Source organism: Nonomuraea sp. NPDC005650, assembly GCF_040605375.1.
GTDB lineage: Bacteria > Actinomycetota > Actinomycetes > Streptosporangiales > Streptosporangiaceae > Nonomuraea.
This window is the reverse complement of record NZ_JBEXCR010000002.1, coordinates 136,138-158,627: the sequence shown is the minus strand read 5'-3', so window position 1 is coordinate 158,627 and position 22,490 is coordinate 136,138. Positions and strand designations below refer to the sequence as shown.

Below are 22,490 nucleotides of genomic sequence, written 5' to 3'. Positions count from 1 at the left end.
CTTTCAGGAGACGTAGGGATGGGCGCGCCTGGCCTCGCGCAGCGCCCGGCCCCACCAGGTGAGCTGGTCGAGCACGGCCGAGACGGCGCGCTCGCGGTCGTCGGTGTCGCGGGGCCGCCCGTGCTCGTCGACGGCCTCCCCGAGCAGGTCGAACCCGACCCAGTCCCGGACGGTCACGGCGTGCAGGGCGCAGAAGACCGTACGGAGCTGCTCGACGGCGTACTGACCGGCGGAGCCCGAGCCGTAGGCCACGAACCCGACCGGCTTGGCCTGCCACTCGTCGTAGGCGTAGTCGATCGCCTGCTTGAGCGAGGCGGGGAAGCTGCGGTTGTACTCGGGCGTGACCACGACGAACGCCTCCGCCCCGCCGACGGCACCGGCGAACCTGTACATGTCGGGCGTCGCCTCCTCCGGGTAACAGTGGGGGAAGGCGTAGCCGGCCAGGTCGAGCGTCTCGACCGCGAGGTCGTGGCGGCGCCGGGCCCACCCGGCGAACCACGCGCCGACCGAGTCGCAGACCCGGCCGACCCGGGTGCTGCCGATGATCACCGCGACCCGCAGCGGATCCATGGTGTGCCCCCTTCCTGCGCCGTCACCTCTCAGGCGCTAGAAGGGCCGCTAGATCGGATCTGGCACCGGCGGCAGGCAAGGGCCGCTAGATCGGGTCTGGCACCGGCGGCAGGCTGAGCGTGAACACCGTGTCGCCCGGCGTGCTGCGCACCTCGACCCGCCCGTCGTGGGCCGCCGCGACCGCCGACACGATGGCCAGGCCCAGCCCGCTGCCGCCGGCCAGCCGCGAGCGCGACCCGTCGCCCCGCGCGAACCTGCCGAACACGTGGGGCAGCACGTGCCCGGGAATGCCCGGCCCGTCGTCCGCGACCTCGACGCGCACCCGCTCCCCGAGCCGGACCGTCGCGGTGACCGTGGTGCCGGGCGGGGTGTGGGTACGGGCGTTCGCGAGGAGGTTGGTCATCACCTGGTGCAGGCGGTCGGCGTCCCCCAGGACCAGGGCGGGCTGGTCGGGCAGGCTGATCAGCCAGCGGTGGCGGGGCGCGGCCGCGTAGGCGTCGCCGACCGCGTTGACCACGATCGGCGACAGGTCCAGCTCCACCCGTTCCAGCGGCCGGCCCGCGTCCAGCCTGGCCAGCAGCAGCAGGTCTTCCACCAGCGTGGTCATCCGGCCGGCCTCCGAGCGGATGCGGCCGAGCGCGTGATCCGTCTGCGGCCCGTGCCACTCGCCGCTCCGCCTGGTCAGCTCCGCGTAGCCGACGATGGAGGCCAGCGGCGTGCGCAGCTCGTGGCTGGCGTCGGCGATGAACCGCCGCAGTCTCGTCTCGCTCTCCTGCCGCACCGCCAGGGCGGTCTCGACGTGCCCGAGCATGCGGTTGAGCGCGCCGCCCACCTGGCCGACCTCGGTGCCGGGGTCGGTGTCCACCTCGGGCACGCGGGCCAGGCGCACGACGTCCCCGGTGGCCAGCGGCAGCTCCGACACCCTGGCGGCGGTGGCCGCGAGCCGCCCGAGCGGGCGTACGGCACGGCGTACGAGCAGGGTGCCGGCGGCGGCCGTCAGCGCGACGCCCGCCAGCGTGACGGCGGCCTCCACCACGACGAGCCTGGTCAGCATGGAGTCCACGGCGGTCATGGGCAGCCCGGTGACCAGCACGTCGCCGTCGGGCGTGCGGGCGGCGGCCATCCGGTAGTACCCCAGCGGCCCCAGATCGACCGTCACGGGGGCGCGGGAGACGGCGGCGAGCGACGGCGGCGCGGGCACCTCGCGCACGGTGTCGATGCCGGTCAGCACGGCGGCCCGCCGCACCGCGCCCTGGCGGATCCGCGCGCCGAACGTGCCCTCGGACTGCCCCGGCGACAGCAGGAACGACACCTCCCTGGCCTCCGGCGGCGCGTCGCCCCGCTGCGCCGCCGCGCTGGTCGAGCGGCGGGCGGCCGAGGTGACCTGGGCGTCGAGCCGGTCGGTGAGGAAGTCGTGGAACAGCAGGGTCGTCGCGGTGGCGATGACGGCCGAGACGGTGGCCAGCAGCGCGATCGAGGAGACCACCAGCTTGGTCTCCAGCGACATCGTCATCCGGTGGGTCTGAGCGTGTAGCCCACCCCGCGCACGGTGTGGATCATCGGCTCCCGCTGCGCGTCGATCTTGCGACGGAGGTAGGAGATGTACAGCTCGACGACGTTGCTCTGGCCGCCGAAGTCGTACGCCCACACCCGGTCGAGGATCTGCGACTTGCTGAGCACCCGGCCCGGATTGTGCATGAGGAAGCGCAGCAGCTCGAACTCCGTGGGCGTGAGCCTGATCTCCTTGCCGCCCCGGCGTACCTGGTGAGTCTCCTGGTCCAGCGTGAGGTCCCCGACCACGAGCCCGGCGTCGGCCCGCGCCTGCGCCGCGCCCGAGCGGCGCAGCAGGCCGCGCAGCCGGATGACGACCTCCTCCAGGCTGAACGGCTTGGTGACGTAGTCGTCGGCGCCCGCGCGCAGGCCCACGAGCCGGTCCTGGAGCGAGTCGAGGGCCGTCAGGAACAGGATCGGCACGCCCGGCAGCACCGCGCGCAACCTGGGCAGGAGCTGGATCCCGTCCATGTCGGGCAGCATGACGTCCAGGACGATCGCGTCGGGGCGGAACCCGCGCGCCGCGCGGATGGCCTCGCTGCCGTTGTGCGCGCTGCGCACGTCCCAGGACTCCTGGCGCATGACCATGGAAAGGAGCTCGGTCAGCGGGGGCTCGTCATCCACGACGAGGATGTTGATCGAGCTGCCGTCCGCTCGGCGCACGGGCTCGGACAGGGAGTTCGGGCTGGTCGTGTGCATATCCGTGACGATGGCCTCCCTCTATGAAGGTTTGATGATTCCTGCTTGTGAATCGCCTGTGAGCCGCTCAGGGGCGACGCGCGGAAGGGCCCGGCGGCGTGCCGGACCCTTCCTATCCCTTTAAAGCGCGATCAGAGCTACGCGTAGCCGCCACCCCCTATTCGGTCAGAAGAGCTTCCCGGACCAGACGTTGGCCGCGGAGGCGTAGACGCTGTAGGTCTCGGCGTCGAAGTACGGCGAGCTGATGTAGTCGACCCGGTCGTTCTCGTCCTGGTCGTAGAACGCGCTGGTCACGCCGTTGAGGTAGCCGAGCCGCTTGGCGCTGCTGTACTTCAGCAGCCACGGGCCGCCGTCGGCGCCGGCGGTCATGGAGCACTTCAGCCCCACGTGCTCCTCGATCTTCTTGGCGGCCGAGCCCACTGTCTTGGCCGTGGTCGTGCCGTAGCACCACTTGGGCGTGACGCCGGTGAACGGCTTGTTCCCGTCGGGCTGCGGGGCCTGCGGGTAGCCGAACACGTAGTGCGCCTTCTTCAGCGGCTGGTTCCAGGAGATGCCCTGGCCGCCGACGTTGTCGCCCAGCCGGCCCGCGTCCGTGGCGTCGATCACGTGGTACGTGTTCGACGACCGGTCGTAGTAGCCGTGGTCGGCCTTGGTGGTGTCGGTGCCCGGCTTGGCCCGGTCGGCGTCGTACTCGGACTTGGTGACGGTCGAGTCCTTGACGGTCACGCCGTTGTAGACCGAGACGAACGCGTAGTCGCGGTCGTAGTCCTCGTACACGCTGTAGTCGTAGTGCACGAACGCCTGCTTGCCGACGTAGACGCCCCACGGGGCCTTGCCCTGGTAGTAGCCGGGCACGAAGACCCAGTTGTCCAGGAGCTGCTCGTCGTTGGCGGTGTCGTACACGCAGTGGCCGGCCGTGGCGACCACGTTGGCGTACTTGCCCTGGATGGACGAGGCCGAGCACCAGCGCTTCTTGCCCGCCGAGTCGACGAAGAAGACCTTGCCGATGGTCTTCGGCAGGTTGACGTTCTTCGACTTGGTGGTGGTCGTGGTGGTGCCGGTCGGGGCGACCGAGCCCGCCTTGGTGTCGGTGGACGGGGTGCCCGTGGAGGTGAGCTTGTCGACGTCGGTGGTGTCCTCCTCGACGTAGGTGGCGGCCTTCAGCGCGGCGCCGTTGTTCTCCAGCCAGTAGGCGGCGATGCCCTTGGCGGTGGTGATGCTGACGCTCTCGGTCGGCTTCACATGCGGGGCGGCCTGGGCGGTGCCCGCCAGCGAGGCGCCGAGCAGCGCCGTGGCGGCCAGCCCGCCGCCGACGGGGACGAGGGTGTGCCTGATCTTCAAGGGGATACTCCTTGCTCGTCGCGGGAACGCCATGAGCGTTCGGTGCGTCTGTGAGGCAGGAACGTATCCCTCCGAGCCCAACCCCCATGTCCCGATATGTCCGGATTTAGCTGGCGCACAGCTCGCCGTGATCGCGCCGTGATCCAGCGAAGATCGCTTCGCCGTGGCGATTCTCCAAGGCCGCCGCCGATCCTGAGAGCAAACCCGGAGAGAATCTGAAAATCACATAAGAGAAATTATGTGTTGCAGATCACTGACTCCATGTCGAGGCCCCTACCTGCGCTTATCCAATACATAAGGTAGGCACAGACGTTTCTCAGGTTGGCTCGGCAGGGTGATTGGCGAGGGATGACCTTCGGGGCCGAATTCAGAGGTTCGGCCAGGTCCTTCCCGGATTGGATTCGTCTCCAGTGCGCTTCTCCAAGCCTTTCGCCGTGACCATCGCCAGCGCCGCCCTGCTCGCGCTGCCCCTCTCGGGAGCCGCCTTCGCCGACGGCGCCAGGCCGCAGCCGGCGGCGACCGCCAAGGCCCCGCAGCCGGCGCACTCCAACCCGGCCGCGCCCACCGTGCCGCAGGACCAGCTGGCGAAGGGGTACGACGCCCGCAAGGTCGCGCTGAAGGTCTCCGTCGACCCTGAGCGGGTGCGTGCCGGCGACTCGTACGACGTGACGATCGTCGCCAAGGGCCTGCACTCCGGCACGGCCACCGTGACCAGCCCCGAGGGCAAGAGCTACCGCGTCGCGCTCTCCGGCGGCAAGGCCACCAAGACCCTGACCGCGCCGGCCACGGCCAAGCCCGGCAGCAAGACCGTGACCGTCAAGGTCGGCAACAAGACCGCCACGGCCACCTTCGACGTGGTGCCCCCCCGCCCGCAGCGCGACGACCGCCACCGCAACCACGACGGCAAGTAATGCCGCCCGCCCGTCGCCCCTCTGGATGGTGGGCCCGCTGACACCCGCCCCAGACAAAGGGCTTCGCCAGGGGCGCTTCGCGCAGGGGCTCAGACGCCCCTACTCGGGCGCCTCCGGCGCACCCCCCGCGCCTCCGGCGCCATCAGCCCCGCCCGTTGACCGGTTGGACAGTGGGCCGTCTGCTGCCCACCCCGGACCGGCTCGCCTTCGGGGAATTCGGGGGCCGGGGAAGCATGGAGCGACCCATCACCAGAGAAGAACGGCGCTTGGGTTGCGCCTCTGCGGTGGCATGTGGTCAGGACGGTCGGGCCGGGGCGGTGCTCGAACGCGTGACCAGCGCCGTGGGCAGCTCGATCCGGGCCGGGGCGCGGTCGGTGAGGAGCGCGGTCAGCGCCGCCGCGCCCAGCTCGGGCCAGGGCTGGCGGACCGTGGTGAGGGCCGGCGTGACGTGGGCGGCGGCCCAGGAAGCCGGTCGCGCTCATGAATACGCGTCACGCATTGGGCGCGACACCCATCATTACGGCCTTGGCTTTGGCCCGAGCAACGTAAGAATTCACGAGATAGCGATCGGGTCTGCCGGGTGGGTGGACCCGTCTGATGTTGATGGTGGTCGCACTCCATCTCGCGCGATAAATCAGGCTCAGGCTGCGGGAGCACGTGGACTGATTCGCACCTCCAGCTCGGCGTCCAGGGCCCTGGCCAGTCGCTCGAGGACCGGCAGCGTCGGCACGGTGCCTCCTCCTTCGAAACGGGCCACTGCCGACTGCGTCATGTCGGCCGCACGAGCCAGCTCACTCTGGCTCCACCCACGAGATTCCCGCATCTGTCGTACTGCCCGACCGAGCTCGAAGGCGAGCCGAGCCGCATCGTATGCCTCGGCCGCCCCGGGCTCGGACAGTCGTCGGTCACGGAGATCAGCCCAATCGGTCCGCTCGGCCATCACCACTCCTCGTCCACCGAGTGCGCCTCGTCCTTGCAACGGGACAACGCCCGCCGTGCCCGGTCCACTTCTCGATCTTCTCTCATTCGCGTTTTGTGGAAAACGGTCAGAAGGATGATCCGCCGATCCGAATCGATCCAGTAGCTGATCCGCATTGTCAGATCATCAAGGTAGAACCGCAGCTCGCGCAGCTTGCCATCGAGCTGTCGCGTGTACGGCTCTCCCAGCAGCGGGCCTTCCGCCGCCAGTAGATCGATGTAGAAAGCCGCTCGGGCGAACGACTCTGCCGAGAGCTTCTCCAGCCACTCCCGAACTTCCGGTTCCAGCTCTACGCTACCCCAGACCATAGCAACGATGCTATGACAGCAGAAACTACCCGATCATGCGATCACGGAATTTGACCGCTCAAAGTGATTCCGCGACTACCCACAGCCACTCCGGCAGGCAGAAGAGGCCACGTGAATACCCCCGAGACTCCGGTAGTCACGGCCCCCGCGACCCTACGCCTCGCCGGACGTGAGCCCAACCGGGCAGGCCACGCCTGTGCCGCCGATCCCGCAGTAGCCGTTCGGGTTCTTGAACAGGACCTCGCGCCCCAATAGGCGAGCGTGGCATGAGTGGCTATTGCACGCTTTGGCGGCGGCCTTGGGTAAAGAAGTCGCACTCAGGGGGCGAGTCAATGGCCGCCTCGCCGACGAGTGTGCGATTATCGCACTATGAGCACGCTGGATTGGGCCGACATCGGCGCGCGAGTCCGCGAGTCCCGACTGGCCATGCGGCTCTCCCAGGAACAGCTGGCCGAGCTGACCGGTCTCGACAGAACCATGATCAGTAAGATCGAGGCCGGTACAAGGCGTCTCGACGCTCTGGAACTCGTACGACTGGCCCGAGCACTCGATCTTCCAATGGGTCATTTCCTCAACGCGCCTCCGGCCGTTATGTCCCACCGCCCGCCTCTGGCCGAGGACACGGCGTCGCCTGCCGCACAGGCTTCGTACCGCATGGATGTGGCTCTCGCGGCCTGGATTCGGGAAATCCGACTCCTGGTTTCTCTCGGGGCGCTGGAACTCATCCCCATCAAGCGATACAACGGCAAGGTCGATGGGCCGGCGGCGGCCGCGGACGCGGCCCGGTGGCTGAGAGCTGAGCTGGATCTCGGGCTCGCCCCCATCGAGTCGCTCGCCGGCCTGTGTGAACGGTGCGGCCAGTTCGTCCTGGTGACCGATCTTTCTGGAGAAGGCGCTTCGGCGATAGACGGTGACGTGGCTGCCGCCGTCGTCTGCATCAGCGGTGATCCTGGACGGCGGCGAACCACCGCCGCCCACGAACTCGGGCATCTGATCCTGGGCGATGAATACTCCACCGACCTGGGAGTAGGCACCTCCCGCGAAGCTCGTGAAGCCGTGATAGACGCCTTCGCCGCTGAGCTTCTCCTGCCAATTGAGGCGATCCGGCATGCTGCGGCATCGACTGCCCTCACCAGAGCGGAGTTGGTCCGTCTCGCGGCGGAGTATCGGACGTCCTGGAGTCTCGCGCTGCGGCAGGCAAGAGTCGCCAATGCGATCGACCAGAACGCGGAGAAGGACCTGCGGACCTGTCCACCCACCTTCGCGGAGTTCAGGGATTCCCTGGGCTGGACACCTCAGCCGGATTTGGACGAGATCCGCGTGTCTCCAATTTTCGCCCACGCGGTGATGACGGCGTACAAGAACAGTCGGATCACCAGTCACCGAGCTCTGGAGCTCATGCACGGACAGCTCAGAAGCGAGACGGACCTGCCTCCGATAGCTGAGACGGACGAGCGCCCGTGACCGAATCGAAGTCTGTCGGCCCTTTGCCTCCGCTCGTGACCGACACCATGGTGCTCCTTCACTTTGCCAAGGCCGACCAACCCGATGTTCTAGGATCGAGCGTCACGGAGCTGTCGACGAGCTGGGCAAGTACTCCGACGAGTGTCCTTTGCTGCGGCGCCTTGCGGAACTCGAGTGGCTGCATATCCAACCTCAGGATTCGGTCGAAGAGCTCATTGCCTTCGACGCATGGAGCCAGCTACTCGGCACCAGCGACGATTACGACAAGGGAGAGGCCAGTATCTTCGCCGCGGCCCAGGTACACGGCTTGGTCGCGCTCACGGATGACCGAGACGCGACGAAGGTCGGCCGGGCGAACGGACTCGAGATCCACGGCACCATATGGCTGCTGATCCGGCTGCAGGGGCTCGGCAAGATGACTCTGGTCGAGATTTGCAACCACGTGGACGCTCTACGAGCCTCCGGGATGCGCCTTCCCTGCACAGGACCCGAGCTTCCGGGCTGGGCCAGAGACCGCGGGCTTCTCTAGATCGTCCCTGCGACGATGACGACGTGCGGCCGGGTCGCGGCGTGTGGATGCCCTCCCTGCGGCGTATCTGGTCGGGACGGCGGCGCACCAGGCGTGCGCCTGTGGTCAGGACGGTCGGGCCGGGGCGGTGCTCGAACGCGTGACCAGCGCCGTGGGCAGCTCGATCCGGGCCGGGGCGCGGTCGGTGAGGAGCGCGGTCAGCGCCGCCGCGCCCAGCTCGGGCCAGGGCTGGCGGACCGTGGTGAGGGCCGGCGTGACGTGGGCGGCGGCCCAGGAGTCGTCGAAGCCGATCACGCTCACGTCGTCGGGCACGCGCAGCCCGTGCTCGCCCAGCGCCTGGTACACCCCGACGGCCATGGAGTCCGAGCAGGCGAAGACGGCGGTCGGCGGCTGGGGGAGGGAGGCCAGCAGGCGGCGGGTGGCGCGCAGGGCGTCGGCCTGCTGGAAGTAGCCGCACACCTCCCACCTGGGATCCACCCGGAGCCCGGCGGCGGCCATGCCCTGGCGGTAGCCGGCCAGCCGTTCGGCCGCGCACGGGACCCCGGGGCGGCCGGCGACGACGGCGATGCGCGAGTGGCCGAGGGCGATCAGGTGCTCGGTGGCCGCCCGAGCGCCGTCCAGGTTGGCCGAGACGACGGTGGGCAGGCCGGACGGCGGCTTGCGGCGCGGGTCGACGATCACCGCCGGGATCCCGCGGTCGGCCAGCCAGGCCCGCTGCGCGGCCGTCGGCGACGTGCGTACGAGCAGGACGCCGGCGCTGTCGCGGGCGCCGATCCGGTTCAGCCACGCGGGCGGGGGCTGGCCGTGCTTGGTGCGGTCGCACACCGCCGAGACGACCAGGTCCACGCCCGCCCGCCAGGCCGCGTCCTCCACCCCGCCCAGGATCGCCAGCGCGTACGGCGAGTCGAGGGCCTGCAGCATGACGTCCACCATGCTCCCGCGCGCGGGCCTGAGCCGCTGCCTGGGATAGCCGCGCCGCTCCAGCACCTCGGCGACCAGCCGGCGGGTGTGGGCGGAGACGTCGGAGCGGCCGTTGAGCGCCTTGGAAACGGTTGCAACGGACACGCCCGCCTCGCGGGCGATCACGGCCAGTTTGGGCAACTGCTGGGGCTGGTCCTCGACCGTCATGCCCCCCACTCTCCCCGCCGCGTCCGGGAACCGCCAGGCCAGCGCCTCGAAAATTTCGAAATTCGGCCGTCAGGGCCTGCTCCCGGCCTCCTGGGGGTGCGCGGGGCATTTGACGGCACGTACGTGTGGGTGCGACGTTTCCTGCAACCGCTTGCAGCAGTTGCCGTCAAGGAGTGAGGGATGACGACCTACCGCAACCCCGTGCTGAACGCCGACTGGTCCGACCCCGACGTGATCCGCGTCGGCGCGGACTTCTACCTGACCGCCTCCACCTTCACCAAGGTCCCGGGGCTGCCGATCCTGCACTCGCGCGACCTGGTCAACTGGACGATCATCGGACACGCCGTGACGAGCGGCCATGACGAGGTGCGGCCGGGTTGTGGCGTGTGGGCGCCCTCGCTGCGCCACCACGACGGGCGGTTCTGGATCTTCTACGGCGACCCCGACGTGGGCATCCACGTGGTGAGCGCGGAGGACCCGCGGGGCCCGTGGACCGCGCCGCACGTCGTCAAGCCGGGCGCCGGGCTCATCGACCCGTGCCCGCTGTGGGACGACGACGGCCAGGCGTACCTGGTGCACGGCTGGGCCAAGAGCCGCGCCGGCGTCAACAACCGGCTCACCCTGCACCGCATGTCGCCGGACGCCCGCGAGGTGCTGGACGAGGGCACGCTGATCATCGACGCCGACCTGCTGCCCGGCTACCGGACGCTGGAGGGGCCCAAGCTCTACAAGCGCGACGGCACGTACTGGGTCTTCGCCCCGGCGGGCGGCGTGGAGCAGGGCTGGCAGTCGGTGTTCCGGGCGAGCTCGATCTTCGGCCCGTACGAGGACCGGATCGTGCTGGAGCAGGGCGGGACCGACGTGAACGGGCCGCACCAGGGCGGCTGGGTGGACACCCCGTCGGGCGAGCACTGGTTCATGCACTTCCAGGACCGCGGCCCCTACGGCAGGGTCGTGCACCTGCAGCCCATGGCCTGGGCGGAGGACGGCTGGCCGGTCATGGGCGCGGCCGGAGAGCCGGTGCCCGGCGGCCCCGTGCCCGTCCCAGGCGCCGTGCCGGCCGCGCCCGCCACCTCCGACGACTTCGCCGGCCCCGGGCTCGGCCTGCAGTGGAGCTGGCAGGCCAACCCCGACCCCTCCTGGTGGGAGCTGCGGGACGGCACGCTCAGCCTGGCCTGTGCGCCGGGTCCTGAGGATCTCACGCAGCGCCCGTCCGTGCTCGGGCAGCGGCTGCCCGGCGACCCCTGCACGGTCACCACGGGCCTCACCCTCGACGGCGCGGGCCGGGCGGGGCTGGTCGTGCTCGGGTTCACCTACGCCTACGTCGGGCTGGAGCGCGCGGCGGGCGGGACCGTGCTGGTGTGCGGGGACATGGAGCCCGTGCCCGTGAAGGACGGCGCCCGCGTCACCGTCGGCGCGCGGATCGGGGACGGCGCGCTCGTCACGTTCCTGGCCGACACCGGCGACGGGCTGCGCGAGGTCGGCGAACCCTTCCAGGCCACGCAGAGCCGGTGGGTGGGTGCGGTGCTGGGTCTGTTCGCGGCGGGGGACGGGACGGGCCGGGCGGCCTTCGACACGTTCGCCGTGGACATCGAGAGGTAGCGGCCACCACCCCACCTGGAGAGTAATCGACTGACTACGTCTGGTTACCATAGTGGTGCATATGCGCATCGAATGGTGCGGATCACTCCAGGGGGGCTGGAAATGACTGACGACACCCGGACCGACAGAGCGGGGCTCGACGCGGCGGCGGTGGACGGTGAGGACGCGCTGCTGCACAGCGAGGACGATCCGGTGGCCGCCGCCGCCGTGGACGCGGCCGTCGAGAGCGAGCTGCTGGACGATTCCTCCGTACGGGAGGCCGTCGAGGTCGAGTGGTCGGCGGCCAAGCGGGAGAGCGGGCGCCAGGTCGCCGAGCTGTCGCCCCAGGCCCAGGACCGCGTACACCGGCTCCAGGACGAGCTCCGCACCATGGGCGCGGAGGTCTGGCCGGTCTCCAGGTGGTGGGGTTTCGAGATCCACCTCAACGAGAGCGCCGCGCTGCTGGCCGCCGAGATCCCGCAGCTCGTCGGCGAGACCGCGGCCCTCGTGCTGGGCTCCTGGCTCGCGCCGCTCATCGAGCGGCAGGTGCGCGCCAAGGCCGACTGGATCACCTCGGCCGCCCGGCCGTACGGCGTGAAGCTGGTCTCGCCGTGGGTCGCGCCCGCCATGCTGGTGCCCGCTCGCGAGGACCGGCGCGAGGGCGGCAGGCTGTACTGGACGACGCACGAGCCCGGCGAGGGGTGGACCCCGGACCAGGCGTTCGTCGAGCACTTCGACGTGTCGGCCCCGGCCCTGGCGGAGTTCCAGGACGGGCTGGTCCTCGTCCACCGCGGCAAGGTCGACGACCCCAGCCTGTGGTGGACGGTCTACGACGCCCAGGAGGGCTGGAGCGCGGACCGGAGACTGCCCGCGCATGTCAGCGACTCGGCTCCGGCGCTGGCGGCGTACGACGGGCGGCTCTACTGCGTGCACCGCGGCGACGGCGACGACAACCTGTGGTGGACGCGCTGGGACGGCTCCACCTGGAGCCCCGACGCCAGGCTGCCCGAGCACCCCAGCGCGTCGGCCCCCGCGCTGGCCACGTTCGACGGGCAGCTCTACTGCGTGCACGCCGGGACCGACTCCACCTTGTGGTGGACGCGGTGGGACGGCTCCTCGTGGAGCCCCTGTCAGCAACTGCCCGACCACGCCTGCCGGTCCAACCCGGCGCTGGCCGTCTGGCGGGGCCACCTCTACTGCGTGCACACCGGCAAGGACTCCAGCCTGTGGTGGACGCGCTGGGACGGCTCCGCCTGGACGCCCGACCAGAAGCTGACCATGCACTCGGCCGCCGAGGGCCCCGCGCTGACCGTCTACAAGGACCGCCTCTACTGCGTCCACCGCGGCGCCAGCGACCAGCGCCTGTGGTGGACCGTCTTCGACGGCTCCTCGTGGAGCGCCGACGAGAGGCTGCCCGGCCACCACAGCGCCGAGGCCCCGGCCGCGATCGCCTACCGCGACCGGAACGCCACCCGCGACCAGCTCCTGGTCGTGCACCGGGGCGTCCGCTAGACACGAAGAGGCGCCGGCTCGCGTGTGAGCCGGCGCCTCGCCGCCGCTACCAGCCGGCGAGCTGCTCCAGGAACCAGTCGATCAGCACCTCGGAGACGTTGCCGTGCTCGGTGTTGGTCGTGTCGCAGCAGAACGTGTCCAGGAACGTCCCGTCCTTCGGCAGCTCGGACAGGTCCCTGTAGAGGTCGCTCTGCCACTGGTACGGGTCCCTGGCCAGGGCGATGGCGCTGACCGCGGGCACGAAGCAGCTGTGGCGGAACCGCTCGGGGACGGGCAGCCCGATCGCGTCGGCCACCCTGCCCCACGAGTCGAGCGTGCCGCCCGGCGCCCCGTCGAACGCGGCCACGTGCGACGTGGCGCTCGTCCATGCCGGAGCCCCGAACTTGATCGTGCCGATGTTCTGCAGCTCGCCCATGTCCGGCTGGATCCTGGCCGTGAGCTGCAGCGGGTCGTGGTGCAGGTCGAACACCGGCGTGCCCGGAGGCAGGTCGCGCCCCGTGCCGTCGCCGACCCCGTTGGCCATCCCCAGCTTGTACGGGCGGATCGGGAACCAGCCGACCCGGCGCAGGTCGTCCAGGAAGTCCGTGCGCAGCGGGCTGGCGGTGGTCACCGGGCCCGAGTAGTCCTCGTTCTCGACCCAGGCCCACAGGAGCTGCTGCGCGGCCGGGCTGCGGATCAGCTCGGCCTGCCCGGGGCCGTCCGAGCGCGGCTCCAGCGATTCGTGCAGGTAGGCGAGCTGCTGGAGCACCAGCGGGATCCAGGCGCCGAGGTGCGGCGTGTCGTAGGAGAAGTACTTGTCGGTCTGGTGGTCGAAACCCTCGCTCTCCAGGCGCGCCAGGGCGTACCTGGTGATCATGCCACCCATGCTGACGCCGCCGACGACCAGCGGGAGGTCGCCCTGCCGCTCCTGGATGGCGCGCTGGACGCAGGTGACCGCCACGGCCGCGTTGGCCTGGATGTATGTCTGCCGCTGGTCGAAGCCCAGGAGGATGACGTCGATGCCCATCGTGCTGAGCTGGTCCAGGAACCCGGGGCTGCGCTCGCTGTTGAGGTGGGCCCACAGCGCGGCGAGGTCGCTGGGGCCGTAGCCGAAGCCGTCGGCGAAGATCAGCGGCCGGGTCAGCGCGGTGTGCCCCTCGGCCAGGTGGACCGCGGCCCGTCCGGTGGCCGTGCGCCCCAGGTGCGGCCTGTCACCCACCAGCTCCCAGATGTGGTCGGGCCTGGGCGCCTCGTTCACGCGGGGATGCGGGGTCGCGAACCAGATCCCCTGCTCGCCGAGCGCGTCCGAGATCCGTTCGGACTGCTCCTCGGTCAGGCTGCTCCTGACCGACTGGGCGATGCTCTCGACGTCGATTCTCGGTTCCTGCGCCATGCCGATCCTCTCGCTGGGTGCCGGACCCCGATGGGGTCACTGACCACCACGATATGGTCACTGTCCGTAATTGACCGCGTACCGGAAGTGGATGGCGCGTCCTCCGAAATGTGCGCTCACTCCGCCTGTGACCGGAGATCGACGGTGAGCGCGCCGGCTTCGTACCGGACCTCGGTGCCGAGGTCGGCGCAGGCGGCGGTGAACCGGGCCCGGATCCAGCGGGACTCCATGTCGTTCGCGATCCTGGTACGGCAGTAGTCCAGCGCGATGGGCACGGCGCGCAGCCGCACCGGGCCCCGCTCGTCCAGGGTGACGAGGAAGATCAGCCCGAGGTCGTTACGGAGCTCGGGGTCCACGATGTAGTCGTCGATGAGGTCGCCCAGGTCGTACAGGACCGGCCCGGCCACCCCGTGGAAGACGTGCGCGGAATGCCCGGCCACCAGGGACGCGCCGGCCCTGACCAGCGCCCTGGCGGCGCGGCGGACGTGGGTGACGGGCTTGGCGGTCATGTTGGGGCCCCAGTGGACGCAGACGAGGACGGCGTCGGCGTCCAGGCTCTCGATCATGCTCGTGAGCCGGTCCGGCACCCCGGCCCCGAGGTCGGCGTACGCGACGCCGGGCCTGCGCTCGGTGGCCGCGAACTCGGCCGGATGGTCGGTCACGCCCAGCACCGCGAGGCGGAGGTCCCCCACCTTCAGCTCGGCGGGCTCCCAGGCCTGGGCCAGGTCGGCGCCCGCGCCCACGGTGCGGATCCCGGCTGCCGCCAGGTGGTCGAGGGTGTCGAGGAGGGCCTCGTGGCCGTAGTCGAGGGCGTGGTTGTTGGCCAGCGTGACCGCGTGCACGCCCAGCTCCGCCAGCATCGCCGCGGCCTCGGGCGGGGCGCGGAAGTGGAACGCCTTGCGCAGCGGGTCCCAGCGTCGGCCGCGGTCCGAGACGCAGCATTCGAGGTTGAACAGGACCAGGTCGGCCCGGGAGAGCACCGAGCGCACGCCGGTGTCGAAGAAGTCGGCCGGGTCCGCGGTCAGCCTCATCCGCTCGGCCACCCCGCGGCCGAGCATGGTGTCGCCCGCGAGCGCCAGCGTGACCGTGGGGAGGGCGGATTCCCCGGCGCCCGCGCCCGGCGTGGTCCCGGTTTCCTCGGTCATGTCCACCCAGCTTCCCCGTCCGATGGCTTCGACACACCCTCTGACCTGCGACGAAACCGTTCACGACGGGCGAATGCGGGTACGGGATGAATTTGGAGGAGGGGGACGACGGTGTCCCTCGCGTCACGGAGGTGAGAAAGCAGTGGCTTTGCCGATTAGGCGCAATCGCGGAGCGATGCAGGCGGGTGTTCCATGGCAGAGGCGGTCGTGGGATCCCTTCACCGAGTTCCAGCAGCTGTGGGACCAGATGGGGCGGCTCTTCGAGCAGGGCGCGGAGACCGACGTGGCCGCCTGGCGGCCGGTGGCGGAGACCGAGGAGACGCCGGACGCCTACATCGTGCGGGCGGAGCTTCCCGGCCTGAAGCGGGAGGACATCAGCGTCGAGGTCAACGACAGCGAGCTGTGCGTGTCCGGGGAGATCAACGAGGAGGAGAAGGGCAACATGCTGCGGCGGCGCACCGGGCGGTTCGTCTACCGGACGATCCTGCCGACCGACGCCGACACCGAGCACATCGGCGGCGAGCTGTCGGACGGCATCCTGACCGTCCGCGTTCCCAAGACCGAGAAAGGCCGCGCCCGCCGCATCGAGATCAAGGGCTGACACCGGGGGAGGCGCATGGCCGGCACGCAGGCGTTCTGGATCGGCGCCGCGCGAGGGCGCGAGGCCGCGGAGCCGGGCAGCGCGCAGGAACGCTACGGCGAGGAACTGCGCAGATGGCGGCATGCCTTCGAAGCCCTGGACGGCGAACCGGCCGCGGGCGGCGTCACCCTGGACCCGCTGCACTTCGCGCTGGGCGCGTGGGAGGTGGCCACGCGCCCGGTGGCGGAGCACGCCTACGTGCGCCGCCACCCGCGGGTGCTGGACGCGACCTGCCACCGCCCGGAGGAGGCGCCGGGCCTGCTGGCGGTGGTGGAGCTGGCCGCCCCGCCCCCGGTCCCGCTCCCGGCGGGCTGGTCGGGCTGGCAGCGCCAGGAGCCCACGTACGTGCCGCCGCCGTACGAGCGGCCGACCGCGCTGAGCACGCTGGAGCTGCGCGTGCCCCTGCCGGTCGACCGCCTGCCCACGCCCACCCACGCGCGGGCCGCGGGCCTGCCGAACCTCGACGACGCCCAGGCGTCCCTCGAAGCCCTCCTGGCCGAGCTGAACGCGGTGGTCAACCCGTTCCTGCACGAGCTGGAGAAAGCCGATCCGGCGAGGTGATCCATGATGAACAGGCGCGACGAGGATCCCGAGGACGAGTTCTTCGCCCCCGTGCTGCGCGAGCCGCCGCCGCCCGAGGAGATCACCTCCTCCGGCGTGGTGAGCGACACCGGTGTGCCCGACGTGCACGGAGGCGGCCACGGAGAGTGGCCGCAGTCGCCGCCGCCGTCGAGCTGGCTCGGCGTGCGCCTGCTGGCGGGCGCGCTCGGGCTGCTGGCGGGGGTGGTCCTGACCGTGCTGGCCCTGCTGGCCGGGCAGCCGCTGCTCGCCGTCCCGCCCGCCATCGTGGCACTGGGGGCCGCCGTGTATCTGGTGACGTTCAGCGTCCGGCGCTCACACGCCGACGGCGGCCCTCCGACGTTCGGATGAGGAGAGGAGCTGAGATGGCTCTCATCGATCGTGAATGCGTTCGCCGGCTGCTGCAGTCGGAGCAACCCGACGCCACGCTGGTGTTCGTCCAGGGTGACTGCGTGGTCCTGCCGGCCGATGAGGTGGACGACGCGCACAAGCGGCTGGTCATCGTGCGCCGCGACGAGATCGCGAGCCGGGTGCCGGAGGGCCCCCTGACCGAGGAGGCCCTGGAGGAGCTGGCGACCAGGCTGGACAACATCGCCCGTGACCTGGGCGCCTAGTCCCTATTTCCCGTTCTCCAGGTAGTGCAGGACGGCCGCCACGCGGCGGTCGGTCCGGTCGGTCGGCGCCAGGTCGAGCTTGGAGAAGATGCTGCGGATGTGCTTGTGCACGGCGCCGTCGGTGACGAAGAGCCGCTCGGCGATGGCGCCGTTGCCCAGGCCCTCGGCCATCAGGGCCAGCACGTCGCGCTCGCGCGGGCTGAGCCGGTCGAGCCGGCTGTCGGGCCTGGTGCGGGCCAGCAGCTGCGCGACGACCTCCGGGTCGATGGCCGTGCCCCCGTCGGCGACGCGGTGCAGCGCGCCCATGAACTCCTCCACCCGCCCGACCCGCTCCTTGAGCATGTAGCCGAGCCGGGCGCTGCCGTGGGTGAGCAGGTCGGTGGCGAAGGCCTGCTCCACGTACGCCGACAGCACGAGCACGGCCAGCTCCGGCCGGCGCCGCCTGGCCTCGACGGCCGCGACGATCCCCTCGTCGGTGTGGGTCGGCGGCATCCGCACGTCCACGATGGCGACGTCCGGCTCGTGGGCGTCGATCGCGGTCAGGAAGCCGTCCGGGTCGGGGGCGGTGGCCACGACGTCCAGCCCCTCCGCCCGCAGCAGCAGCGCGAGGCCCTCGCGCAGCAGCGGGTCGTCCTCGGCGATCACAATCCGCATGGGAGGCTCACATTCATGGTGGTAGGTCCGCCTTCTGGGCTGGTCAGCGCGAAGGTTCCGTCGAGGGCCTCGGCGCGGCGGCGGATCCCGGCCAGCCCCGACCCGCGCCGCTCGTCCGCGCCGCCGCGGCCGTCGTCGGTGATCTGGAGGTCCAGCCGGTCGTCGTGCCGCCGGATCGTGACGATCGCGTGCCGCGCCTGGCTGTACTTGGCGACGTTGGTGAGCGCCTCGGCCACCACGAAGTAGGCCGTGGCCTCGACGGACGCGGCGCACCTGCCGGGCATGTCGACGTCGATCCGGCAGGGGACGGGGCAGCCGGCGGCCAGGCCGGTCAGCGCGTCGGAGAGGCTCCGGTCCGTCAGCACCGGGGGCAGGATGCTGCGCGAGACCGCGCGGAGCTCGGCCAGTGCCTGCTCGGCGGCGTCCTGCGCGCGTTCGAGCATGGCGTCGGCGGTGGCCGGGTCGCGGGCCAGCGCGCGGCGGGCCGCGCCGAGCATGACGTTGACGGCGACGAGCCGGTTCTGCGTGCCGTCGTGCAGAGACCGCTCGATCCGCCGCAGCTCCGCGGCGTGCGCGTCGAGCGCCTCCGCGCGGGTCGCGGTGAGCTGCGCGACCCGCAGCGCCAGGTCCGTGCTGGGGTCGGCGGCCAGCAGCCGCCGTCCCGGCCACGCCTGCAGGCGCGCCAGGCCGGGGACGAGGGCCAGGGTCAGCACGATCCAGCCCACGCTCAGCGCGCTGACCGCGAGGGCGCTCGGGAAGTCGTTCACCACCCAGAGGTCCACGCCCGCCCCGTCCGGCAGCAGCCGCCACCACAGCGGGAACGTGAGGTCGCGCACCGCGTTGAGCGGCAGCGTCATGCCGACCGCCCCGACCAGCAGCCCGAAGAACATGTGGAGCAGCGCCCAGCACGCCTCGCGCCGGCTCGCCGGGTTCGTGATCGCGGCGCGTAACCCGGAGGGGACCGGGTCGGGGCTGAGGACGACGTCAGGACCCCAGCGGGAGAGCCGCCCCCGCTCCCGGTCGGCGACGATGCGCAGGATGCGCAGGGCGCCGGGCACCAGGTACAGGCCCACGCCGACGAGACAGGCCAGCGCGGTGAGGACCAGGCCCAACACGGCCAGGCTCGCCAGGATCGTGGTGCCGACCCCGCCGACGATGTGTTCGAGGGCGTCGAGGGTGACACGGGCCCGTGCCACGAGATCCCACCGGCGTACGAGCCTTACGTCGGGAGTCGGCATCCTCAGACCATAGGGCATCTCATATGGCACAGGAGGCATACCCGGGCGAACAGTACAGCCTGCTGTACCTCGGCTGTCTCACTGGCGGGATCGCCCGTCGCGGGCGGCGATCCGTAGCGTCTAGGAGTGTCACCCGATCTTGTGAGGAGCACATCATGGCCCCCATCCGTATCCCCCGTCCCGTGCTGTGGCTGCTGCTGGCGATCTTCGCGGTCTGCAACATGGTCACCTCGACCTCCGACCTCAACATGTTCGTCGGCATCGGGTTCGGCCTGGCCACGCTGGCCTGCGCGGCCGCGCTGGTCCAGCAGCACTACGCGCAGCGGCGCAGCTGACCGGTGCGACGGACCCGTCCTCGCTCCTGAGAGGGAGCCGCGGAATCGCCCTCACCGGCGATGCCCGACAACCCCCTCGAAGCCGAGGATTTCCCCATGAACTCCCGTACAGCTTTCATCGCCGCGCCCCTGCTCGTGCTCGCCTACGGCGTGATCCGGATCCTCGACGGCCTCGACGGCAGCCGAGGACCCGGGATCGCGTGGACTACCGGCCATCTCGCCTTCATGGCGGCACTCGTCCTGTACGTCCCCATCTTCTGGCAGATGCGGCGGATGGCCGGCGGGAACGCCCTGGCCACCACGAGCGCGGCGGCCGGGACCGTCGGCGTCATGGCGCTGCTCGGCCAGTTCGGCATCGACATCGTGGTCGGGTTCATGTCCGCCGACCACGACGCGATGGGCGTGCTGTTCGACCAGGTCAAGAGCGTCCCCGGCGTCTCGCTCGTGGTCTACGACATCGTCCCCCTCCTCTTCTTCGCGGGCCAGCTCGCCCTCGTCGTGCAGCTCGCGGTGCTGCGCCGGGTCAAGGCCTGGGCGCCCGTGCTGGTCCTGGCCGACCTCGTCCTGCCGTTTATCGAGAAGGACCTCATCCCGCTCGGCGCCCTGTGCCTGCTGGTCTCGTTCGTCCCGCTCGCGCGCCAGGTCCCCGCCGCGTCCAGGCCCACTGCCGCGCTCGTATGACGCACGAGGCAAGATGGGAAGCCGTGTCCGATATACGGTTTTTCGCCGGAGTGCGCCGGTGGTCGAGCTCGCTGCCGCCGATCTGGCTGGACGCGGCGCTCGCGCTGCTGGTGCTGGTCGCGCAGCTGTGGCCGTTGCTCTCCCGTGAGAGCCCGCACGGCGGGCCCTGGCACTGGTGGGGGTACGTGGTCGTGGTCGCCGCCTCGGTGCCGCTGATCTGGCGGCGCCGCGCGCCGATGACCGTCCTGCTGGTCACCCTCACCGCGACCGCCCTCTACGACGTCGTCGACGAGGTGGCCGCGCAGCCCGTCTGGTACGGCTCGCTCATCGCGCTCTACACCGTGTCCGCCTGCTCCTCCAGGTGGCCCCGCCTGATCATGCTGGTCCTCACGATGGCCGGCGGGCTGCTCACCGTCGGCTCGTCCGAGACCGCGATGCGCGGCATCGTGCTCTTCGCCGCCGCCTACGCCATCGGCCGGGCCGCCGCCGCCTCCCGCGCCCACGCCGCCGCGCTGGAGGAACGCGCCGTCCGGCTGGCCCGCGAGCGCCAGGCCGAGGCCGAGCGGGCCGCCGAACGCGAGCGGGCCAGGATCGCCCGCGACATGCACGACATCCTGGCCCACGCGGTCAGCCTCATGGTCGTCCAGGCCGAGGCCGGACCGGTGGTGGTCAGGAGCGACCCGGCCAGGGCGGAGGCCGTCTTCGACGCGATCGCCGCCGCGGGCCGCGACGCCATGGTCCAGCTCCGCCGCATGCTGAGCGTGCTCAAGGAGGAAGAGGGCCCGCGGGCGCCGCAGCCCACGATCGCCGCGCTCGCCACCCTGGCCGAGCAGGTCAGGGCCACGGGCCTGGACGTGACATACTCGGCCTCCGGCGAGCCGGGGCCGCTGACCCCCGACACGGAGGTCGCCGCCTACCGGATCACCCAGGAGGCCCTCACCAACATCGTCAAGCACGCGGGCGCGACTCGTGCCGACATCAGACTCACCTGGCAGGACGACACCCTCATGATCGAAATCGCCGACGACGGCCGCGGCTCCGGCACCTCGCTCCCCTCGGGGGGCAACGGTCTGATCGGCATCCGCGAGCGGGCCGCGGCCTGCGGCGGCAGCGCCGACTTCGGCCGGCGCGCCGACGGTCCTGGCTTCCGCGTCCTCGTACGGCTCCCGCTGGCCGGCCGGGCGGTGGCGGCATGAGCGTGCGCGTGGTGGTCGCCGACGACCAGGAGCTGGTGCGCGCGGGGTTCAGCATGATCCTCGACGCCCAGCCGGACATCGACGTCGTCGCCGAGGCGGGAGACGGCGAACAGGCCGTCGCGGCCGTCCGCGCGCATCGTCCCGACCTGCTCCTGCTCGACATCCGCATGCCGGTCATGGACGGCATCGAGGCCGCCAGGATCGTGTGCGCGGAGAGCGGCTGCCGCGTCCTGATGCTGACCACGTTCGACCTGGACGACTACATCTACGACGCGCTGCGCGCCGGGGCGAGCGGGTTCCTGCTCAAGGACGTCCGCCGCGACGACCTCATCCACGCCGTACGGGTGGTGGCGGCCGGCGAGTCGCTGCTCGCGCCGTCGGTCACCACGAAGCTGATCGCCGAGTTCACAACCAGGACGGCCGCCCGGCCGGCCGCGCCGTCCTCGGAGCGGCTGGCTGCCCTGACGGCACGCGAGCGGGAGACGCTGCGCATGATCGCCCGCGGCCTGTCCAACGCGGAGATCGCCCAGGCCATGGTGGTCAGCGAGCACACCGTGAAGACGCACGTCAGCAACGTGCTGACCAAGCTGGGGCTACGCGACCGGGTGCAGGCGGTGATCGCCGCCTACGAGAGCGGCCTGACCGTCCCGGGGGCGGGAGATTAGGCCGCGCCGCCCGTCGCGATAACGTGTGCGCCGAACATTCCGCGATGAGGGGGACGGATTTGCTGGGCGCTCATGTGCACGCCTATATCAGGTCGATGGCAGGGGAGCGGGCGGTCAGGTCCGGGCCGTTCGTGATCAAGTTCGACGACAACGACGACGCGCTCCCGTTCAACTACGCCGTTCCCGACGACGGCGCCGCGCCCACCGCCGACGAGGTCGCCGCGCTGGTCGAGGCGTTCCGCGAGCGGGCCAGGACGCCCCGGTTCGAATACGTGCCGCAGGTGTCGCCGAAGGTCGAGGACGCCCTGCTCGCGGCCGGGTTCACCCAGGAGGGGCGCTATCCGCTGCTGGTGTGCCCGGCGGGCGAGGTGGTCGGCCGGCCCGTGGACGTACGGGTCGCGCTCGTGACCGAGGAGCCCGACCTCTGGCAGGTCGCGCGGGTGATGAACGCGGCGTTCGACGCGCCGGAGCCCACCGAGCACGACCTCGCCCGGTTCCGGCGGGTCCTCGACGGCGGCGGCCTGATCGCCGCCGCCTTCGACGGTGAGGAGGCCGTCGGCGCCGGGCAGCTCGGCCGCCCGCACCAGGGGGTCGCCGAGGTCGCGGGCATCGCGGTGCTGCCCTCGCACCGGCGGCGCGGCATCGCGGGCGCGGTCACGGCGCTGCTGACCCGCGAGGGCGCGGCCGCCGGGGTCACGACCCCGTTCCTCACTCCGGCCGACGACGGCGCCGCGCGGGTCTACGCCCGCGTCGGCTACCGCAAGGTCGGCGAGGCCCTCTACATCTCCCTCCGCTGAG

At 71.2% G+C, this 22,490-nt stretch carries 25 protein-coding genes and 1 pseudogene; 14 read left to right on the top strand and 12 right to left on the bottom strand.

The features are described 5' to 3' along the window. Positions 1-3: 3 nt before the first annotated feature. From ABZS69_RS03550 to ABZS69_RS03535, 4 genes are all read right to left on the bottom strand, one after another. Complete coding sequence (locus ABZS69_RS03550; protein WP_355365796.1) at positions 4-570, bottom strand: NAD(P)H-dependent oxidoreductase; 567 nt, start codon at positions 568-570, stop codon at positions 4-6. Between the two features lie 85 nt (positions 571-655). Beyond that, a complete protein-coding gene (locus ABZS69_RS03545) occupies positions 656-2,083 on the bottom strand; it encodes a HAMP domain-containing sensor histidine kinase (RefSeq protein WP_355365793.1) in 1,428 nt (475 codons plus the stop codon). Beyond that, the gene (locus ABZS69_RS03540; protein ID WP_355365790.1) at positions 2,080-2,820 is read right to left on the bottom strand and encodes a response regulator transcription factor; all 741 of its coding nucleotides are present in this window, start codon (positions 2,818-2,820) and stop codon (positions 2,080-2,082) included. The genes ABZS69_RS03545 and ABZS69_RS03540 overlap by 4 nt, the downstream gene beginning before the upstream one ends. Before the next feature lie 165 nt (positions 2,821-2,985). Continuing rightward, on the bottom strand, positions 2,986-4,161 hold the full coding sequence (locus ABZS69_RS03535) for a hypothetical protein (RefSeq protein WP_355365787.1): 1,176 nt from the start codon (positions 4,159-4,161) through the stop codon (positions 2,986-2,988). Positions 4,162-4,595: 434 nt separating this feature from the next. On the opposite strand from ABZS69_RS03535, the gene ABZS69_RS03530 reads away from it, so the two are divergent. Beyond that, positions 4,596-5,072, top strand: a complete 477-nt coding sequence (locus ABZS69_RS03530; protein WP_355365784.1) for a hypothetical protein — start codon at positions 4,596-4,598, stop codon at positions 5,070-5,072. Between the two features lie 295 nt (positions 5,073-5,367). Here the strand turns inward: ABZS69_RS03530 and ABZS69_RS03525 are convergent. From ABZS69_RS03525 to ABZS69_RS03515, 3 genes and pseudogenes are all read right to left on the bottom strand, one after another. Further along, positions 5,368-5,517: pseudogene (locus tag ABZS69_RS03525) on the bottom strand (substrate-binding domain-containing protein); the annotation flags it as partial. 195 nt (positions 5,518-5,712) lie between these two features. Beyond that, positions 5,713-6,012, bottom strand: coding sequence for a helix-turn-helix transcriptional regulator (locus tag ABZS69_RS03520; RefSeq protein ID WP_355365781.1), 300 nt, complete (start codon positions 6,010-6,012; stop codon positions 5,713-5,715). Continuing rightward, positions 6,012-6,359 carry a type II toxin-antitoxin system RelE/ParE family toxin gene (locus ABZS69_RS03515; protein WP_355365778.1) on the bottom strand — a complete coding sequence of 116 codons (348 nt, stop codon included), beginning with the start codon at positions 6,357-6,359 and terminating at the stop codon, positions 6,012-6,014. Before ABZS69_RS03515 ends, ABZS69_RS03520 begins: the two co-directional genes overlap by 1 nt. 369 nt (positions 6,360-6,728) lie before the next feature. On the opposite strand from ABZS69_RS03515, the gene ABZS69_RS03510 reads away from it, so the two are divergent. After that, the gene (locus ABZS69_RS03510) at positions 6,729-7,823 is read left to right on the top strand and encodes an XRE family transcriptional regulator (RefSeq protein ID WP_355365775.1); all 1,095 of its coding nucleotides are present in this window, start codon (positions 6,729-6,731) and stop codon (positions 7,821-7,823) included. A 148-nt stretch (positions 7,824-7,971) separates the two neighbouring features. Beyond that, positions 7,972-8,352, top strand: coding sequence for a hypothetical protein (locus tag ABZS69_RS03505; protein WP_355365772.1), 381 nt, complete (start codon positions 7,972-7,974; stop codon positions 8,350-8,352). A gap of 105 nt (positions 8,353-8,457) precedes the next feature. On the opposite strand, the gene ABZS69_RS03500 is transcribed toward ABZS69_RS03505, so the two are convergent. Next, on the bottom strand, positions 8,458-9,480 hold the full coding sequence (locus ABZS69_RS03500) for a LacI family DNA-binding transcriptional regulator (RefSeq protein ID WP_355365769.1): 1,023 nt from the start codon (positions 9,478-9,480) through the stop codon (positions 8,458-8,460). Positions 9,481-9,660: 180 nt separating this feature from the next. On the opposite strand from ABZS69_RS03500, the gene ABZS69_RS03495 reads away from it, so the two are divergent. Both ABZS69_RS03495 and ABZS69_RS03490 read left to right on the top strand, forming a co-directional pair. After that, positions 9,661-11,082: a glycoside hydrolase 43 family protein gene (locus tag ABZS69_RS03495; protein WP_355365766.1), complete on the top strand. Its 1,422-nt coding sequence runs from the start codon at positions 9,661-9,663 to the stop codon at positions 11,080-11,082. A 102-nt stretch (positions 11,083-11,184) separates the two neighbouring features. Then, positions 11,185-12,573, top strand: a complete 1,389-nt coding sequence (locus ABZS69_RS03490) for a hypothetical protein (RefSeq protein WP_355365763.1) — start codon at positions 11,185-11,187, stop codon at positions 12,571-12,573. Between the two features lie 46 nt (positions 12,574-12,619). On the opposite strand, the gene ABZS69_RS03485 is transcribed toward ABZS69_RS03490, so the two are convergent. Together ABZS69_RS03485 and ABZS69_RS03480 are read right to left on the bottom strand one after the other, a co-directional pair. Further along, a complete protein-coding gene (locus ABZS69_RS03485; protein WP_355365760.1) occupies positions 12,620-13,945 on the bottom strand; it encodes a hypothetical protein in 1,326 nt (441 codons plus the stop codon). 116 nt (positions 13,946-14,061) lie between these two features. After that, positions 14,062-15,090, bottom strand: a complete 1,029-nt coding sequence (locus ABZS69_RS03480; protein WP_355365757.1) for a CapA family protein — start codon at positions 15,088-15,090, stop codon at positions 14,062-14,064. 142 nt (positions 15,091-15,232) lie between these two features. On the opposite strand from ABZS69_RS03480, the gene ABZS69_RS03475 reads away from it, so the two are divergent. The 4 genes from ABZS69_RS03475 to ABZS69_RS03460 are packed head-to-tail and all read left to right on the top strand — an operon-like array spanning position 15,233 to position 16,923. Continuing rightward, positions 15,233-15,691 (top strand): Hsp20/alpha crystallin family protein, encoded by a 459-nt coding sequence (locus ABZS69_RS03475; RefSeq protein WP_355365754.1) that lies wholly within the window; start codon positions 15,233-15,235, stop codon positions 15,689-15,691. Between the two features lie 15 nt (positions 15,692-15,706). After that, on the top strand, positions 15,707-16,291 hold the full coding sequence (locus ABZS69_RS03470; protein ID WP_355365751.1) for a hypothetical protein: 585 nt from the start codon (positions 15,707-15,709) through the stop codon (positions 16,289-16,291). 3 nt (positions 16,292-16,294) lie between these two features. Next, on the top strand, positions 16,295-16,660 hold the full coding sequence (locus ABZS69_RS03465; RefSeq protein WP_355365748.1) for a hypothetical protein: 366 nt from the start codon (positions 16,295-16,297) through the stop codon (positions 16,658-16,660). A 14-nt stretch (positions 16,661-16,674) separates the two neighbouring features. Further along, the gene (locus tag ABZS69_RS03460; protein ID WP_355365745.1) at positions 16,675-16,923 is read left to right on the top strand and encodes a hypothetical protein; all 249 of its coding nucleotides are present in this window, start codon (positions 16,675-16,677) and stop codon (positions 16,921-16,923) included. A 3-nt stretch (positions 16,924-16,926) separates the two neighbouring features. Here ABZS69_RS03460 and ABZS69_RS03455 read toward each other — a convergent pair whose 3' ends face one another. Further along, positions 16,927-17,577 carry a response regulator transcription factor gene (locus tag ABZS69_RS03455; RefSeq protein ID WP_355365742.1) on the bottom strand — a complete coding sequence of 217 codons (651 nt, stop codon included), beginning with the start codon at positions 17,575-17,577 and terminating at the stop codon, positions 16,927-16,929. After that, positions 17,565-18,815, bottom strand: coding sequence for a sensor domain-containing protein (locus ABZS69_RS03450; protein ID WP_355365739.1), 1,251 nt, complete (start codon positions 18,813-18,815; stop codon positions 17,565-17,567). The genes ABZS69_RS03455 and ABZS69_RS03450 overlap by 13 nt, the downstream gene beginning before the upstream one ends. Before the next feature lie 155 nt (positions 18,816-18,970). Between ABZS69_RS03450 and ABZS69_RS03445 the strand changes: the two genes are divergently transcribed. The 5 genes from ABZS69_RS03445 (at position 18,971) to ABZS69_RS03425 (ending at position 22,489) form a co-directional block, all read left to right on the top strand. Next, the gene (locus ABZS69_RS03445) at positions 18,971-19,150 is read left to right on the top strand and encodes a hypothetical protein (RefSeq protein WP_355365736.1); all 180 of its coding nucleotides are present in this window, start codon (positions 18,971-18,973) and stop codon (positions 19,148-19,150) included. A 96-nt stretch (positions 19,151-19,246) separates the two neighbouring features. Beyond that, on the top strand, positions 19,247-19,831 hold the full coding sequence (locus ABZS69_RS03440) for a hypothetical protein (RefSeq protein WP_355365733.1): 585 nt from the start codon (positions 19,247-19,249) through the stop codon (positions 19,829-19,831). A gap of 23 nt (positions 19,832-19,854) precedes the next feature. Next, positions 19,855-21,027 (top strand): histidine kinase, encoded by a 1,173-nt coding sequence (locus ABZS69_RS03435; RefSeq protein ID WP_355365730.1) that lies wholly within the window; start codon positions 19,855-19,857, stop codon positions 21,025-21,027. Then, entirely contained in the window at positions 21,024-21,692 is a 669-nt protein-coding gene (locus ABZS69_RS03430) for a response regulator transcription factor (protein WP_355365727.1), read from the top strand. Before ABZS69_RS03435 ends, ABZS69_RS03430 begins: the two co-directional genes overlap by 4 nt. A 44-nt stretch (positions 21,693-21,736) precedes the next feature. Then, positions 21,737-22,489 (top strand): GNAT family N-acetyltransferase, encoded by a 753-nt coding sequence (locus ABZS69_RS03425; protein WP_355365724.1) that lies wholly within the window; start codon positions 21,737-21,739, stop codon positions 22,487-22,489. The last annotated feature ends 1 nt before the right edge of the window (position 22,490 follow it).